Consider the following 15005-nt stretch of genomic DNA (forward strand, 5'->3'; position numbering starts at 1 on the left):
CGCCGACAACTCCAGACATGCCAGCCCTTGGGCTGCAAAGGTCTATCAGGACGCCAGAAAGCGAGGGTGCAGACACCCTCATGCCGTTCGCATCCTTGCCAGAGCTTGGCTCAGAATCCTCTGGCGCGCCTGGCAGGACGGTACACTCTACAATCCAGACAGACACCCCGCCGCAGCCGTCTTGCTCGCCAAAGGTTGACACAGGAAGTCTCATGCGTTCTCCCCAGGCCAGCCTTGTCGCTGGCCTTGCACTGTCGTACCATTGCTTCTGTTCTCTTTATGTTCGCAGCGATGGCGGCCCCTGTCAACAATCCCGATCACGGTTTTTGCCGCGACTGCCTGATGTTTCAGCGCAGCCAGACGCGCCGCTGCGAGCGCTGCGGCAGCCCTCGGCTTGCGCGTCATGCCGAGCTTTACCGGCTGCATCTGGCTCATATCGATTGCGACGCCTTCTACGCGGCAATCGAAAAGCGCGACAATCCGGCGCTCAAGGACAAGCCACTGATCATCGGCGGCGGCAAGCGCGGCGTCGTCTCCACCGCATGCTATATCGCCCGCATCCAGGGCGTGCGGTCGGCCATGCCGATGTTCAAGGCGCTCGAAGCCTGCCCCGAGGCGGTGGTCATCAGCCCCAACATGGAAAAATACGTCCGCGTCGGCCGCGAAGTGCGCGCCATGATGCAGGCGCTGACACCGCTGGTCGAGCCGCTGTCGATCGACGAGGCGTTTCTCGACCTCGCCGGCACCGAACGGCTGCACGGCCTGCCACCCGCTGTGGTGCTGGCGCGCTTTGCGCTGGCGGTCGAGAAGGAGATCGGCATCACCGTTTCGACCGGCCTGTCCTACTGCAAGTTCCTCGCCAAGATAGCGTCTGATTTTCGCAAGCCGCGCGGCTTCTCGGTCATCGGCGAAGCCGAGGCGGTCGGCTTCCTGGCGGCGCAGCCGGTGACCATGATCTGGGGCGTCGGCAAGGCGTTCAACGCCACGCTGGAGCGCGACGGCATCCGCACCATCGGCCAGTTGCAGCAGATGGATCGTGGCGATCTGATGCGCCGCTACGGCACGATGGGCGACCGGCTCTACCACCTTTCGCGCGGCGAGGACGTCCGCCGCGTCGATCCCGACCAAGATGCCAAGAGCGTATCGGCCGAAACCACTTTCGACACCGATATCGCGTCGCTGGACGAGCTGGTCGCGGTGCTGAGGGGGCTTTCGGAAAAGGTCTCGGCACGGCTGAAAAAATCAAGCATTGCCGGGCGCACCGTGGTGCTGAAGCTGAAGACCCAGGATTTCAAGCTGCGCACGCGCAATCGCCAGCTCGGCGACCCGACCCGGCTCGCCGACCGCATCTTCCAGACCGGGGTGGAGCTTCTGCGCAAGGAAACCGACGGCACGAAATATCGGCTGCTCGGCATCGGCGTCAGCGACCTCTCGGACGACGACAAGGCCGACCCGCCCGATCTGGTCGACATCCAGTCGCGCAAGCGCGCCATGGCCGAAGGCGCCATCGATGCCCTGCGCGACAAGTTCGGCCGCAAGGCGGTGGAAACCGGCTACACATTCGGCAAGGGCCGCGACGCCCATCCGCCGGAGCCGCTCGAGGATTAGGTGCGCTGCAGATCTATCCTGCTCGTCACCACGCTCTTGCCGGTTTTCGGGTCGGTGTCGATGACGGTCAACCGCATGCCGTTGTCGCCGCGTTTCTCAACCTTCATCTGCGCCCTTCGGTCGCCATTGACCTCCTTGGCCCAGTGAATGCCCAGGTTGATCGCGTTGCCCGAACGGCTGCCGTTGAGTTGCGCCGGTCCCGTGCGAGAGCCGACGTAGGTGCCGCTGTATTTGGCACCGCTAGCCTTCAGGTCCGCGCTGATGGCGCGCGTGACCACGACAAGCCCCCGGCAATTGCCGTCGAGCGATAGGGAGGTCGATGTCGCGTTTGACCTGAACGTGCAGGACACGTTCACGGTCGGCGCATCGGTGGTGACCTTGACGATGCCCCTACCGGCGAAATTGCCCTTAAACGACTGGAGGAATTGGGTCTCGTCGGCATGTGCCGCGCCTGCCGCAACCAATAAGCCGCCGGTGAGCGCGAATTGCGCAAAGGATATCATCGAAGCTCTCCTTGTCGTTTTTGAAAAAAGGCGGGGCGGTCTGCGAGCACGGCTGACCATCGGGACTCAACGCCACTTGCCGTTTCAGGTTCCGCCCGCCGCATGACGTTTTGCGACATCCAGCCAGTCGCGACTGGCCCAGAAGAATGCAGCGGCTAGCGATTGCGGCAGAGGGCCTGGCCTGCGACACAGCGCGGATGGCACCCACCTCCTCGATTCCCAAGGCCGCGTTCTGGATGGCGCTGTCAATTGCCTCATTCCTGGCGATGTCGGTCGCCGGCCGCGCCACGACAGCCGAGCTCAATGTCTTCCAGGTGCTGGAACTGCGCTCGGTGATCGGCTTTGTGATCCTTCTGCCGCTGGTGATGATGAGCGGCGGCTTTCCGGCCATGCGCACGCAGCGCCCCCTCGCCCATATCGCCCGCAACGTCATCCACTATAGCGGCCAGGCGGCCTGGCTTTACGCTCTGACGCTGATCCCGCTGGCCGTGCTGATCTCGATCGAATTCACCACGCCGATCTGGACGGCGCTTCTGGCCGTTGGCTTCCTTGGCGAAAGGCTGAACCGGCCCAAGCTGGCATCGATCGCGCTGGGGCTGATCGGCGTGGTGATCATCGTGCGCCCCGGTGTCGGCTCGGTCGATCCGGGGCATCTCATCGTGCTCGGTGCCGCCGTCTGCTTCGGCATCTCGGTGGTCATGGTCAAGTCGCTGACACGCACGGACAGCGTCGTGCGCATCATCTTCTGGATGCTGATCATACAGTCGGCGGTCGGCCTCGTTCCGGCACTCTCTACATGGCGCAACCCGCCGCTGGAACTGTGGCCATGGATCATGCTGATCGCCTTCAGCGGCATGTCTTCGCATTTCTGCATGGCCCGCGCGCTCGGCTATGCCGACGCGACCGTCATCTCGCCGATGGATTTCCTGCGCGTGCCGCTATCGGCGCTGATCGGCTGGCTGCTCTATAGCGAGCAGATCGACGCCTTTACCGCCGGCGGCGCGCTGCTGATCCTGTTGGGCAATTTGCTCAATCTTCCGCGCGGGCCGATAAAGCCGGCCGAAGTGGCGGCGTCGTAGTCCCGCCGGCCGTCAGTTCCCTTCGTCGGGTATGTTGAGAAGATGGCCGCAGGCCTTGCAATGCACGGCGTCCGGCTCGTGCCGCCGCAAGCCGCACTGCGGACAGGGAAACAACACCTTGGCTGGCCGGAAGATCGCCTGAGCCAGTCTGACAAACAGCGATATGCCGATGATCATGGTGACGATTGCCGTCAGCTTGCCGGCCAGGCCCGGCAGCACGATGTCGCCGAAGCCGGTGGTCGTCACCGTGGCGACGGTGAAATAAAGCGCGTCGATATAGTTTTCCAGGCCGGCGCCAGTGCGGAAGAAGAACGTGTAGACGAAGCCGGTGATGACGAACAGGAAGGTCAAAAGGTTGATGACCGCGTGGCTGGCCTCGCGCCACGGTCTCAGGCCGCGCATCTCGAAATGCCGCCAGAGCGAACCGCTGCGCGACAGGGACCACAGCCGCAGGATGCGCAGGAAGGCGAGATTGGCGAACGCCGTTGGCATCAGCAGCGTCAAAAGGATGAAGACATCGACCCACGACGTCGGCTGCTTCATCAGCCGCAGCATGTTTTTGGAGGCAAGCAGCCGGGCGACCAGGTCCGCGGCGACAAGCGCGGCCACCGAATAATCGAGCCAGAGGAAGGACGGCTTGTCCTGAAGAACCGGCGTCGCGATGAAGAAGGCGATGATGGCGAGGTCGATGACGACGGCCACCAGTTGAAACCGGAAAGCGGCCGGCGTGCGCCCATGATAGAGCCTGCGCAGCCTGTCACGCAGCCGCGCCAAGGCTGAAACCGCCTGCGACCCGTTCCTCTGCGCCGGCTTCATGCTGACTGCGCTGGCATTCGCGGCAGCGACCGCCCGGCTGATTGCCGCGCGCCTGAAAGAACGGGGGTCACACCAACTCCACTTCGACCACGCCCGGCACCGCGCGCATCGCCGAAGCGATCTGCGGTGAAATCCGGTAGCGGTTCGGCAACTCGATCTCGATTTCTCCCTCGCCTTCCTCCTTGATCAGCACGAAACTGACCTGCCCCTCGCCCCTGACGGCAAGTTGGCCAGCCAGCGTGTTGATCGGCGAGGCGTTGCGCACGAAGATGCGCAGCGCCTTCTGGATGCGGCTTGCCTCGTCCTCAAGCGACTGCACCGAGTTGATGCGCAGATTGACGCCTTCCGGCCTGTCCTCGGCCGCAACGGTGATAACGACGGAGCGGCCGGCCTCGAGCAGGTCGCGATATTGCGCCAGTCCTTCGGAAAACAGCACGGCTTCGTACTGGCCTGACGTATCGGAGAAGGCGATGACGCCCATCTTGTTGCCGGTGCGCGTCTTGCGTTCCTGCTTGGATGTTACCGTGCCGGCCAAGCGGCCGGCGGCGGCACCGCGTTTGACAGCCGCCGAAAACTCGGCCCATGTCTGCACCCGCATCTTCTGCAGGGCCGCCTTGTACTCGTCGAGCGGGTGCGCCGAAAGATAGAAGCCGACCACCTGGAATTCACGGTGCAGCCGGTCGGCGGCGAGCCACGGCTCCGTCGCCGGCAGATTGAGCGCCTGCGACTGGGCGCCGAGCGATGCGCCGAAGATGTCGTGCTGTCCGGAAACCGCGTTCTGCTGCGCCAGCGACGCCAGCCCCATCATGCGCTCCACGCCCGCCATCATCGACGCGCGGTCGTGGCCGAAGCAGTCGAGCGCGCCGGCCATGATCAGGCTTTCGAAGACGCGCTTGCCGACGATCTTGGGATCGACCCGCTCGCAGAAATCGGCGAGGTTCTTGAACGGCTTTTCACCACGCTGGGCAACGATGTGCTCGACCGCCGCATCGCCGACGCCCTTGAGCGCTGCCAGCGAATAGTAGATGCGGTTCTCACCGACCTCGAAGGGGCGAAAGCTCGATATTACCGAGGGCGCCAGAACCTCGATGCCGAGGCGCAGCGCGTCCTGGCGGAAATCGGCTAGCTTGTCGGTGTTGCCCATGTCGAGCGTCATCGACGCCGCCAGGAACTCGACCGGATAATGCGCCTTGAGATAGGCGGTCTGGTATGAAACCACCGCATAGGCGGCGGCGTGCGACTTGTTGAAACCATAGTCGGCGAACTTGGCCAGCAGGTCGAAAATGAAGTCGGCTTGCGGCTTGCCGACGCCACGCTCGACCGCGCCGGAGACGAAGCGCTCGCGCTGCTTGTCCATCTCGGCGCGGATCTTCTTGCCCATGGCGCGGCGCAGCAGATCAGCTTCGCCGAGCGAGTAGCCGGACAGCTCCTGCGCGATCTGCATCACCTGTTCCTGGTAGACGATGACGCCTTGCGTCTCCTTCACCAGATGGTCGATCTTGGGATGGATCGAGGCCATCTCCTCCTCGCCATGCTTGCGGGCGTTGTAGGTCGGAATGTTCTCCATCGGCCCCGGTCGGTAGAGCGCAACCAGCGCGATGATGTCCTCGATGCAGTCGGGCCGCATGCCGATCAGCGCCTTGCGCATGCCGGCGCTTTCCACCTGGAACACGCCGACCACCTCGCCGCGCGACAGCATGGCGTAGGTCTCGGGATCGTCGAGCGGGATGGTCGCCAGGTCGATCTCGATGCCGCGCCGGCGGATCAGCTTCACCGCCGTCTCCAGCACGGTCAGCGTCTTCAGGCCGAGAAAGTCGAACTTCACCAGTCCGGCCTGCTCGACATATTTCATGTTGAACTGGGTGACCGGCATGTCCGAGCGCGGATCGCGGTACATCGGCACCAGTTCCGACAGCGGCCGATCGCCGATGACGATGCCGGCGGCGTGCGTCGAGGCATGGCGGTAAAGGCCTTCCAGCTTCTGCGCCATGTCGAGCAGCGTCTGGACGATCGGCTCCCTCTCGGCCTCTTCGGCAAAACGCGGCTCGTTGGCGATGGCGTCGGCGAGCTTGACCGGATTGGCCGGGTTCTGCGGCACCATCTTGGACAGCTTGTCGACCTGGCCATAGGGCATCTGCAGCACGCGGCCGACGTCGCGCAGCACGGCGCGGGCCTGCAGCGTACCGAAGGTGATGATCTGACCGACCTGGTCGCGACCGTATTTCTGCTGGACGTAGCGGATGACCTCCTCGCGCCTATCCTGGCAGAAGTCGATGTCGAAGTCGGGCATCGACACGCGATCGGGATTGAGGAAGCGCTCGAACAGAAGCGAGAAGCGCAGCGGATCGATGTCGGTGATGGTCGTCGAATAGGCAACCAGCGAGCCTGCGCCCGAACCACGTCCCGGCCCGACCGGAATGCCTTGCGCCTTGGCCCATTTGATGAAGTCGGCAACGATCAGGAAGTAGCCGGGAAACTTCATCTTGGTGATGATGCCAAGCTCGAAATTCAACCGCTCGCGGTATTGCTCGACCGTATAGCCTGATGTCGGGCCATGCATGGCCAGGCGCGCGTCGAGCCCCTCATGCGCCTGGCGGGCCAGTTCGTCGGCTTCCGCCTGCACGGCGGCGTCGTTGTCGGCGACGTTGCCGCCGGTGAAGCGCGGCAGGATCGGGTTGCGATTCCTGGGATAATAGGAGCAGCGGAGCGCGATCTCGACAGTGTTGTCGATCGCTTCCGGCAGGTCGGCGAACAGCCTGGCCATATCGGCCTGGCTGCGTAGGAAATTGTCCGGCGACAGCCGGCGACGATTGTCGGCGGCAACGACGGAACCCTCGGCAATGGCGATCAGCGCGTCATGCGCGTCATAATCGTCGCGGGCCGAGAAGAATGCCTCGTTGGTGGCGACCAGCGGCAGTTCATGGGCATAGGCGAGATCGATCGAAGATTTCTCGATCACGCGGTCATAGCCGGAAACCCGGTCAAGCTCGACATAAAGACGGTCGCCGAACATCGCCTTGAGGGTCAAAAGCCGGGCTTCGGCCAAGTCGCGGCGATCTTCCTTGAGGGCGGTGCCGATCGGTCCGCGCGGCCCACCGCTGAGGCAGATCAATCCGTCACAAAAGCCTTCCATCATTTCCGTGGTCAGGTGCACGGCTTCGCCCGGCGGTGTTTCGAGGTAGACGCGGCTGACCAGCCTGACCAGGTTGGAATAGCCGGCTTCGGTCGCGGCGAGCAGGACGACCGGCCGCATATCCGGGCCCTGCCGCCTGCGGTCGCGCTGGCCATCGCTGTTTTCGCCGGAAAAGGCGAGCGCGGTCTGGCAGCCGATGATCGGCTGGATGCCGTCCTTCACCGCCTTCTGCGCGAATTCCAGGGCGCCGAACAGGTTGTTGGTGTCGGTGACGGCGATGGCCGGGGCTTCGTCCTTGACCGCATGAGCCACCACCTTGCCAATCTGCAAGGCGCCTTCAAGCAGCGAATAGGCCGAATGCACGCGCAAATGGACGAAGGGCCGCGCCGGGGCCTCCGGCCGCGCCGCAGCAATCGCCGCTTCGCGCTTCAAGGGATCGCGGGGAAGTTTTTCGTCGGCCATGGTGCTGCGTGAAGATCCTGAGTCGATAGAGATGTATTGTCCGGGACCGCGCGATGCCAGTCCAGCACAAACCACTGCTGATCACAGGCTGCCTCCCGGCTAGCCTTACGCAAACTCCATGATCACAGCGTCGACAGCCAGGCTGTCGCCCGGTTTGGCGTTGAGTTTGGAGACGACAAGGTCGCGTTCAGCACGCAGCACGTTTTCCATCTTCATCGCTTCGACCACCGCCAATGTCTCGCCGGCCTTGACCTCCTGGCCTTCGGCAACGGCAATCGACACGACAAGGCCAGGCATCGGGCAAAGCAGCAGGTTCGACGTGTCCGGCGCTACCTTTTCGGGCATCAGCCTTTCCAGCTCGGCGGTGCGCGGCAGCATGGCGCGCGCGGTCACCGACATACCCTTCCAGGCAATGCGAAAGCCATTGGCAACCGGTCTGACCTGAGCCGCGATCTTGCGCGTGCCGACCGTGCCGCGCCATATCAGATCGCCCGGCCGCCAGTCGGACGAAACGGTCAGCGCCTTTCCGCCCTCGATCGACAGATCGGCTTCCATCGGAATAGAAATCATGCCCTCGATGATCGACGCCGACAGATAGTCTTCGCCGAGCTTCACCACCCAGTCGCGCTTCAGCGCTCCCGAATGCGGCGCCAGGCGCCCGCCGAGCCGGTCAAGCCGATCACGTCGCAGCAGTTCCACTGCGGTGGCGATCGACGCCAGCACCGCTTTCTCGTCGTCGTTCGGCACGACCGGCGCGAAGGCGTCGGGATATTCCTCCGATATGAAAGCGGTCGATATCCGCCCTTCCCGCCAACGCGGATGCTGCATCAAGGCAGCCAGGAACGGAATGTTGTGCTCGATACCGTCGACGACGAAGCTGTCGAGCGCTTCCGACATGGCATCGATGGCTTCCAGACGCGTCGGCGCCCAGGTGCACAGCTTGGCGAGCATCGGATCGTAGAACATCGAGATTTCGGAGCCTTCGGTGACGCCGGTGTCGTTGCGGATGACTACATCACCGAATTGTCCTTCCTCGGGCGGCCGGTAGCGTGTCAGTCGGCCGATCGAAGGCAGGAAGTTGCGGTAAGGGTCTTCGGCGTAGAGTCGGCTTTCCACCGCCCAGCCGTTCAGCTTGACGTCGCTTTGCTTGATGGCAAGCTTTTCGCCGGCGGCGACGCGGATCATCTGCTCGACCAGATCGATGCCGGTGACGAGCTCCGTTACCGGATGCTCGACCTGCAATCGTGTATTCATTTCAAGGAAATAGAAGTTCTTGTCCTTGTCGACGATGAATTCGACCGTGCCGGCGCTCTGGTAGTCGACGGCCCTGGCCAGCGCCACCGACTGCTCGCCCATGGCCTTGCGTGTCGCGGCGTCCAGGAATGGCGATGGCGCCTCTTCGGCGACCTTCTGGTTGCGTCGCTGGATCGAGCATTCGCGCTCGCCGAGATAGAGCGCGTTGCCATGCGCGTCGGCCAGCACCTGGATTTCGATGTGGCGCGGATCGACGACGAATTTCTCGATGAAGAGACGATCGTCGCCGAACGAGCTCTTGGCTTCCGAGCGCGCGCGGTCGAAGCCGTCGCGCACTTCGGCCTCGCTCCAGGCGATGCGCATGCCCTTGCCGCCGCCGCCGGCCGAAGCCTTGATCATCACGGGATAGCCGATCTCGCCGGCGATCTTTTCGGCATGGTCGGCATTCTCGATGACGCCGAGCCAGCCGGGCACGGTGGAAACCTTGGCGGCGTTGGCGAACTTCTTAGATTCGATCTTGTCGCCCATCGCCTTTATCGCCTTGGGCTTCGGGCCGATGAAAATGATGCCTTCCGCTTCCAGCGCTTCGCAGAAGGCCGCCCGCTCGGACAGGAATCCGTAGCCGGGATGCACGGCCTGGGCGCCGGTTTCCTTGCAGGCGGCGATGATCTTTTCCGGGACGAGATAGCTCAGTGCGGCTGGCGAGGGCCCGATATGCACCGCCTCGTCGGCAATCTCGACATGCACGGCATCGCGATCGGCATCGGAATAGACGGCAACCGTGGCGATGCCCATCTTGCGCGCCGTCTTGATTACGCGGCAGGCAATTTCGCCGCGATTGGCGATCAGGATCTTGGTGAACATGCGAAATGTCATCCCTCGGGTCGGCCGTTCCTTTTATGGCCTGTGCTTGCAGGGTCAAGCCGACCATGCAATTCAGTGCCCTTCAATAGACTTGCGATTCCAATTCATCGCTGTGGCCCAGTCGGGGAGCCAGCTGCCAGTTGATCGTGTCGGCAAAACCTGAAACCTTGGAAAAAAATCCGTATTGGAGGACGCCTGATGAAAACCCGCGCCGCTGTCGCTGTCGCCGCCGGAAAGCCGCTGGAGATCATGGAGGTCGACCTCGACGGGCCGCGTGAGGGCGAAGTTCTGGTCGAGATCAAGGCGACCGGCATCTGCCACACCGACGAATTCACGCTGTCGGGCGCCGATCCGGAAGGTCTGTTTCCGGCGATTCTGGGCCATGAGGGCGCCGGCGTCGTCGTCGATATCGGCAAGGGTGTCACCTCGCTCAAGAAGGGCGACCATGTCATCCCGCTCTACACGCCCGAATGCCGCCAGTGCCCTTCCTGCCTGTCCAGAAAGACCAATCTGTGCACGGCCATCCGCGCGACCCAGGGCCAAGGCCTGATGCCCGATGGTTCATCACGCTTCTCGATCGGCAAGGACAAGATCTTTCACTACATGGGCTGCTCGACTTTCTCCAACTTCACCGTGCTGCCCGAGATCGCGCTGGCCAAGGTCAATCCGGACGCCCCCTTCGACAAGATCTGCTACATCGGCTGCGGCGTCACCACCGGCATCGGTGCTGTGATCAACACCGCCAAGGTCGAGATCGGCGCCACGGCGGCCGTCTTCGGCCTCGGTGGCATCGGCCTCAATGTCATTCAGGGCCTGAAACTTGCCGGCGCCGACATGATCATCGGCGTCGATTTGAACAACGACAAGAAGGAGTGGGGCGAGCGGTTCGGCATGACGCATTTCGTCAATCCGAAGGAGATCGACGGCGATGTCGTGCCCTACCTCGTCAACATGACCAAGCGCGGCGCCGACCAGATCGGCGGCGCCGACTACACATTCGACTGCACCGGCAGCACCAAGGTGATGCGTCAGGCGCTCGAAGCCTCGCATCGCGGCTGGGGCAAGTCGGTCGTCATCGGCGTCGCGGGTGCCGGACAGGAGATCTCGACGCGGCCGTTTCAACTGGTCACCGGCCGCACCTGGATGGGGACCGCGTTCGGTGGCGCGCGCGGCCGCACCGACGTGCCGAAGATCGTCGACTGGTACATGGACGGCAAGATCCAGATCGACCCCATGATCACCAATACGCTGAAGCTCGAGGACATCAACAAGGGTTTCGATCTCATGCATGAGGGCAAATCGATCAGAAGCGTCGTGGTTTACTGAGGAAGATCAAGGCCGCCGCCCAACCGGCCCCGACCTCCGTGGTTCACAATGGGAGGAGAAAAGAAACATGAGCGAACTCCCCGCCATTCTCGTCGATGCAGACGCCTGCCCGGTCAAGGCCGAGGTCGAAAAAGTGGCCGACCGGCATGGCATCGTTGTCACCTACGTCTCCAACGGCGGCCTGCGGCCATCGCGCGATCCGATGGTCCGCAATGTCGTGGTCTCCAAGGGCGCTGATGCCGCCGACGACTGGATCGTCGACAATGCACGCACCAACGACATTGTGATCACCGCCGACATTCCGCTGGCCGCCCGCGCGGTGGCGCTTGGCGCGCATGTGCTTGGACCCACGGGGCGTCCTTTCACGCCGGAAACGATCGGCATGGCGGTGGCGATGCGTGACCTGAAGCAGCATCTGCGCGAGACAGGCGAAAGCAAGGGCTACAATGCCAGCTTCGCCCCGCAGGACCGCTCGCGCTTTCTCGGCGAACTCGACCGCATCTTGCGGCGGGCGCTCAAATCCGCCACACCGGACTAGAAGCCGAGCGCCATCCAAGGTTGGAACCGACATGGCTGCCGAAACCCCGATGAAGCCTCCCATGCAGCGCCACATGCTGTTCGCTGTGTCGGCCTGCGTTGGCGTTTTTGCGCTCCTCGTGGCATTGCTGCTGCACGCCCCGCTCACCTATTCGATCGGCGCCAACGCGTTCTTTGCCGCCTATGTCATTCTCGTCGTCGCCCAGATGCCGAAGTTCACCGGCAGGTATCTGAGCAAGAACGCGCGCGCCACCGACCAGCCGGTGCTGGTCATCTTCGCTGTGACGCTTGTCGTCGTCGGCGTTGCCGTCATCTCATTGTTCCTGCTGATCAATCAGAAGGACAGAAGCCATCCCATAGAGCTCATCTTCGCGCTGCTGTCGATCCCGCTCGGCTGGTTCACCATTCATGCCATGACAGCGCTCCATTATGCCCATGTCTACTGGATGGACGGCGATGCGGTGGATGCCGAGACCAGGAAGAAAATCCCGGTCGGCGGGCTGCTGTTCCCAGGTGACAAACGGCCGGAAGGCTGGGATTTCCTATACTTCTCGACGGTGATCGGCATGACGGCACAGACTGCCGATACCAACATCTCGACGACGCATATGCGTTGTGTCGTGCTTGTCCACTCGATCCTGTCGTTCTTCTTCAACACGGTGATCGTCGCCGCCGCCGTCAATCTCGCCGTCAGCCTGGGCGGTCCGTAATAAATCCGTGATCGGATGAAACATCGGTTTGGATCGCGACGTATCAGGAGGACAATGAACGCGCAGGCTATGCCGCTAGGCCGGGAGACGAAACACGATGGAATCCGTTGCCAGAAGCCAATCCGCCGCCGATCCAGGCGCTTCTGCGTCGAACGACAAAACGCTGATTTATCGGCAGTCGCGCTGGACACGGCTGACGCATTGGCTTTGGGCTATCTCCTTGTTCTTCATGCTGCTGTCAGGCCTGCAGATATTCAATGCTCGTCCTCAGCTCTATATCGGCAAAGAATCGGGTTTCGACTACAACAACACCATCTTCGCCATCGGCGCCGAGAACACCAACGCCGGGCCACGCGGTTACACCGATATCTTTGGACATCGCTTCGACACCACAGGAGTGCTCGGCTGGTCGGGGCCGGCAGGCCAGGAGACGTCCCGCGCCTTCCCATCCTGGGCGACCATCCCGTCCTACTATGATCTCGGCACCGCGCGCGTCATCCATTTCTTCTTTGCCTGGATACTCACTACGACGTTGATCGTCTGGTTTGTCGCCAGCACCGTGAACGGCCATCTGCGGCGCGATCTCGCGCCACGCCTCGACGATTTGAAACGACTACCGCAAGACATCGTCGACCACGCCAAGCTCAAATTCCACCACACGCGGGAATACAACACACTGCAGAAGATGGCCTATGGCGGCGTGCTGTTCGTGCTGTTGCCGCTGATGATCATCACCGGCCTGGCCATGTCGCCAAGCATGAACGCGGTACTGCCGTTCCTCAACGATCTGCTCGGTGGCCGGCAGACGGCACGCACCATCCATTTCACCGTTATGGTGCTGCTGGTCGGCTTCTTTATCATCCACATTCTGATGATCGTGGCGGCCGGCCCAATCAACGAACTGCGCTCGATCATCACCGGCTGGTATCGCACCGATCCTCCCGCGCAGGACGACAAACCCGTCGAGAGGAGTGCGTGACATGGCGAAATTTGAGATCAGCCGCCGCAAATTCCTGACCGGTGCCAGCCTCGGCGCCTCCGGCATCATGCTGTCGGGCTGCGACGCCTTCGACAGCCAGCTAAGCATCGGCAGCGGCCTGCGCAGTTTCCTCGAAAACGCCAATGGCCTGACATACCGGGCGCAACGCCTGCTTGCCGGACGCGATGCGCTGGCGCCGGAATTCACCGAGGCCGACATCCGCCAACCGCAGCGGCCGAACGGCGTCACCGCACCTGATGACGATGTTTACAAAGGTCTGCTCGCCAACAACTTCGCCGACTGGCGGCTGGAGGTTTCAGGTCTGGTCGAAAAGCCGCTGTCACTCAGCCGAGAGCAGCTTCAGAACATGCCGAGCCGCACCCAGATCACCCGCCATGACTGCGTCGAAGGCTGGAGCTGTATCGCCAAATGGACCGGCACGCCGCTGTCGCTGGTGCTGGACCAGGCGGTGGTCAAACCGCAGGCACGCTATGTCATGTTCCATTGCCTCGACACGATCGACCGCAGCCTGTCGGGCGACATCAAATATTACGGCAGTATCGACCTGATCGATGCCCGTCACCCGCAGACGATCCTTGCCTACGGCCTGAACGGCAAGCCGCTGCCGGTCGAGAACGGCGCGCCGCTGCGCGTCCGCGTCGAGCGCCAGCTCGGCTACAAGATGCCAAAATATCTCTACAAGATCGAGTTGGTCGACGGCTTTGCCGATGTCGGCGGCGGTCGGGGCGGCTATTGGGAAGACAATGGCTACGACTGGTATGGCGGGATCTGAACCGCATGCCGCTAACGTCGCGGATATAAAGCGGCCAGCTTACAGCGAGCGGCGAAACAGTTCGCCCTTTTCGGCAATCTGCTCACCAATGCCGCCGAGCCGCAGCATGTGCCAGGCAAGGGCGTGATTGCTCGAGGTTACCGGTTTCCCCAGGTCCTTCTCGACCTCCTCGATGATGCGGGCAACGCGCATGCTGGTGCAGGAAACGAACACCGCCTCACAGTCGCTTGACGCGCCGATCTCCAAAATGGCCTGCTTGACCGATGCCGGCGTGATGCGTGCAACGACATTGTCGTCCGCCTCATTGAAGGAGCCCATGACCGGAATATCCATCCCCCGCGCCATCAGCGATGCACGCAGGGAGTGATTGATTTTCGCCAAATAAGGGGTGAGCAGCGCTATCCGCGAGACGCCCAGAGCCTTCAGCGCCGCCCGCGCCGCGGTCACGGGGTTGGTCACCTGCACCCCTGGCAGCACCTCGTGAACGCGCGCCGCAACCTTGTCCTCGCCGATGACAAGCGCTCCCGAGGTGCAGGCAAAGCCGATCACATCGAACTCGACGTCGGGCAACAGGCCGACCGTGCCGGGGATCACCGCCGACATCTTCATCAGGTTCTCCGGCGTGATCTCGACGTCGCTGTAGAGCCGCGCCTCGTACAGCGCGATGTCGCGCGCCGGCAGCGCATAGCGGAATTCATCCTCGATGGTCTGGTCGGTCCGCAGCACGAGCAGGCCGAGATTGGCGCGGGTGCCGATACCGTCATCGGTCTTGAAGGGAATGTGTTCCTTGTCGAGGACAAGCGTGTCGTCGGCACGGCTAACCGGGGCGTCCATGGTGCAGTCCCCTTCCTGATGCCAATCAGAATTGTCGACAATAGAAACGACAACATGGCCGAGCGTGTCAAGAGCTCCGTTCCAATTTAAAAGCCCAGTAAATAGCG

At 62.6% G+C, this 15005-nt stretch carries 12 protein-coding genes; 7 read left to right on the forward strand and 5 right to left on the reverse strand.

Annotated elements, in window-relative coordinates; genetic code table 11:
• The first annotated feature begins 279 nt into the window (after positions 1-279).
• Positions 280-1608, forward strand: coding sequence for a DNA polymerase IV (locus EOA16_RS18640; RefSeq protein ID WP_127259590.1), 1329 nt, complete (start codon positions 280-282; stop codon positions 1606-1608).
• On the opposite strand, the gene EOA16_RS18645 is transcribed toward EOA16_RS18640, so the two are convergent.
• Positions 1605-2111 carry a hypothetical protein gene (locus tag EOA16_RS18645; RefSeq protein WP_127259591.1) on the reverse strand — a complete coding sequence of 169 codons (507 nt, stop codon included), beginning with the start codon at positions 2109-2111 and terminating at the stop codon, positions 1605-1607. The genes EOA16_RS18640 and EOA16_RS18645 overlap by 4 nt on opposite strands.
• A 197-nt stretch (positions 2112-2308) precedes the next feature.
• Between EOA16_RS18645 and EOA16_RS18650 the strand changes: the two genes are divergently transcribed.
• A complete protein-coding gene (locus EOA16_RS18650; RefSeq protein ID WP_127259592.1) occupies positions 2309-3190 on the forward strand; it encodes a DMT family transporter in 882 nt (293 codons plus the stop codon).
• Between the two features lie 12 nt (positions 3191-3202).
• Here EOA16_RS18650 and EOA16_RS18655 read toward each other — a convergent pair whose 3' ends face one another.
• The 3 genes from EOA16_RS18655 to EOA16_RS18665 all read right to left on the reverse strand — a co-directional run bounded on the left by EOA16_RS18655 (position 3203) and on the right by EOA16_RS18665 (position 9719).
• The gene (locus EOA16_RS18655; RefSeq protein WP_127259593.1) at positions 3203-4006 is read right to left on the reverse strand and encodes a potassium channel family protein; all 804 of its coding nucleotides are present in this window, start codon (positions 4004-4006) and stop codon (positions 3203-3205) included.
• A gap of 67 nt (positions 4007-4073) precedes the next feature.
• Complete coding sequence (dnaE, locus tag EOA16_RS18660) at positions 4074-7601, reverse strand: DNA polymerase III subunit alpha (protein WP_127259594.1); 3528 nt, start codon at positions 7599-7601, stop codon at positions 4074-4076.
• A gap of 105 nt (positions 7602-7706) precedes the next feature.
• Entirely contained in the window at positions 7707-9719 is a 2013-nt protein-coding gene (locus EOA16_RS18665; protein WP_127259595.1) for an acetyl/propionyl/methylcrotonyl-CoA carboxylase subunit alpha, read from the reverse strand.
• Between the two features lie 198 nt (positions 9720-9917).
• On the opposite strand from EOA16_RS18665, the gene EOA16_RS18670 reads away from it, so the two are divergent.
• The 5 genes from EOA16_RS18670 to EOA16_RS18690 all read left to right on the forward strand — a co-directional run bounded on the left by EOA16_RS18670 (position 9918) and on the right by EOA16_RS18690 (position 14064).
• Positions 9918-11045: an S-(hydroxymethyl)glutathione dehydrogenase/class III alcohol dehydrogenase gene (locus EOA16_RS18670; RefSeq protein ID WP_127259596.1), complete on the forward strand. Its 1128-nt coding sequence runs from the start codon at positions 9918-9920 to the stop codon at positions 11043-11045.
• Positions 11046-11112: 67 nt separating this feature from the next.
• Positions 11113-11583, forward strand: a complete 471-nt coding sequence (locus EOA16_RS18675) for a YaiI/YqxD family protein (protein ID WP_127259597.1) — start codon at positions 11113-11115, stop codon at positions 11581-11583.
• Between the two features lie 31 nt (positions 11584-11614).
• Complete coding sequence (locus EOA16_RS18680; RefSeq protein WP_127259598.1) at positions 11615-12292, forward strand: DUF1345 domain-containing protein; 678 nt, start codon at positions 11615-11617, stop codon at positions 12290-12292.
• 97 nt (positions 12293-12389) lie between these two features.
• Positions 12390-13271 (forward strand): cytochrome b/b6 domain-containing protein, encoded by an 882-nt coding sequence (locus EOA16_RS18685; RefSeq protein ID WP_127259599.1) that lies wholly within the window; start codon positions 12390-12392, stop codon positions 13269-13271.
• Between the two features lies 1 nt (position 13272).
• Positions 13273-14064, forward strand: a complete 792-nt coding sequence (locus EOA16_RS18690) for a molybdopterin-binding protein (RefSeq protein ID WP_127259600.1) — start codon at positions 13273-13275, stop codon at positions 14062-14064.
• Positions 14065-14103: 39 nt separating this feature from the next.
• Here the strand turns inward: EOA16_RS18690 and EOA16_RS18695 are convergent, their stop codons facing one another.
• Complete coding sequence (locus EOA16_RS18695; RefSeq protein WP_127259601.1) at positions 14104-14898, reverse strand: aspartate/glutamate racemase family protein; 795 nt, start codon at positions 14896-14898, stop codon at positions 14104-14106.
• Positions 14899-15005 lie beyond the last annotated feature (107 nt).

Source organism: Mesorhizobium sp. M7A.F.Ca.US.008.03.1.1 (assembly GCF_003997495.1).
Classification (GTDB): domain Bacteria; phylum Pseudomonadota; class Alphaproteobacteria; order Rhizobiales; family Rhizobiaceae; genus Mesorhizobium.

Excerpts from the sequence above, each read along its gene's own strand:
- EOA16_RS18640 (WP_127259590.1), top strand. The coding sequence starts at position 280 with ATGTTCGCAGCGATGGCGGCCCCTGTCAACAATCCCGATCACGGTTTT.
- EOA16_RS18645 (WP_127259591.1), bottom strand. The coding sequence starts at position 2,111 with ATGATATCCTTTGCGCAATTCGCGCTCACCGGCGGCTTATTGGTTGCG.
- EOA16_RS18650 (WP_127259592.1), top strand. The coding sequence starts at position 2,309 with ATGGCACCCACCTCCTCGATTCCCAAGGCCGCGTTCTGGATGGCGCTG.
- EOA16_RS18655 (WP_127259593.1), bottom strand. The coding sequence starts at position 4,006 with ATGAAGCCGGCGCAGAGGAACGGGTCGCAGGCGGTTTCAGCCTTGGCG.
- dnaE (WP_127259594.1), bottom strand. The coding sequence starts at position 7,601 with ATGGCCGACGAAAAACTTCCCCGCGATCCCTTGAAGCGCGAAGCGGCG.
- EOA16_RS18665 (WP_127259595.1), bottom strand. The coding sequence starts at position 9,719 with ATGTTCACCAAGATCCTGATCGCCAATCGCGGCGAAATTGCCTGCCGC.
- EOA16_RS18670 (WP_127259596.1), top strand. The coding sequence starts at position 9,918 with ATGAAAACCCGCGCCGCTGTCGCTGTCGCCGCCGGAAAGCCGCTGGAG.
- EOA16_RS18675 (WP_127259597.1), top strand. The coding sequence starts at position 11,113 with ATGAGCGAACTCCCCGCCATTCTCGTCGATGCAGACGCCTGCCCGGTC.
- EOA16_RS18680 (WP_127259598.1), top strand. The coding sequence starts at position 11,615 with ATGGCTGCCGAAACCCCGATGAAGCCTCCCATGCAGCGCCACATGCTG.
- EOA16_RS18685 (WP_127259599.1), top strand. The coding sequence starts at position 12,390 with ATGGAATCCGTTGCCAGAAGCCAATCCGCCGCCGATCCAGGCGCTTCT.
- EOA16_RS18690 (WP_127259600.1), top strand. The coding sequence starts at position 13,273 with ATGGCGAAATTTGAGATCAGCCGCCGCAAATTCCTGACCGGTGCCAGC.
- EOA16_RS18695 (WP_127259601.1), bottom strand. The coding sequence starts at position 14,898 with ATGGACGCCCCGGTTAGCCGTGCCGACGACACGCTTGTCCTCGACAAG.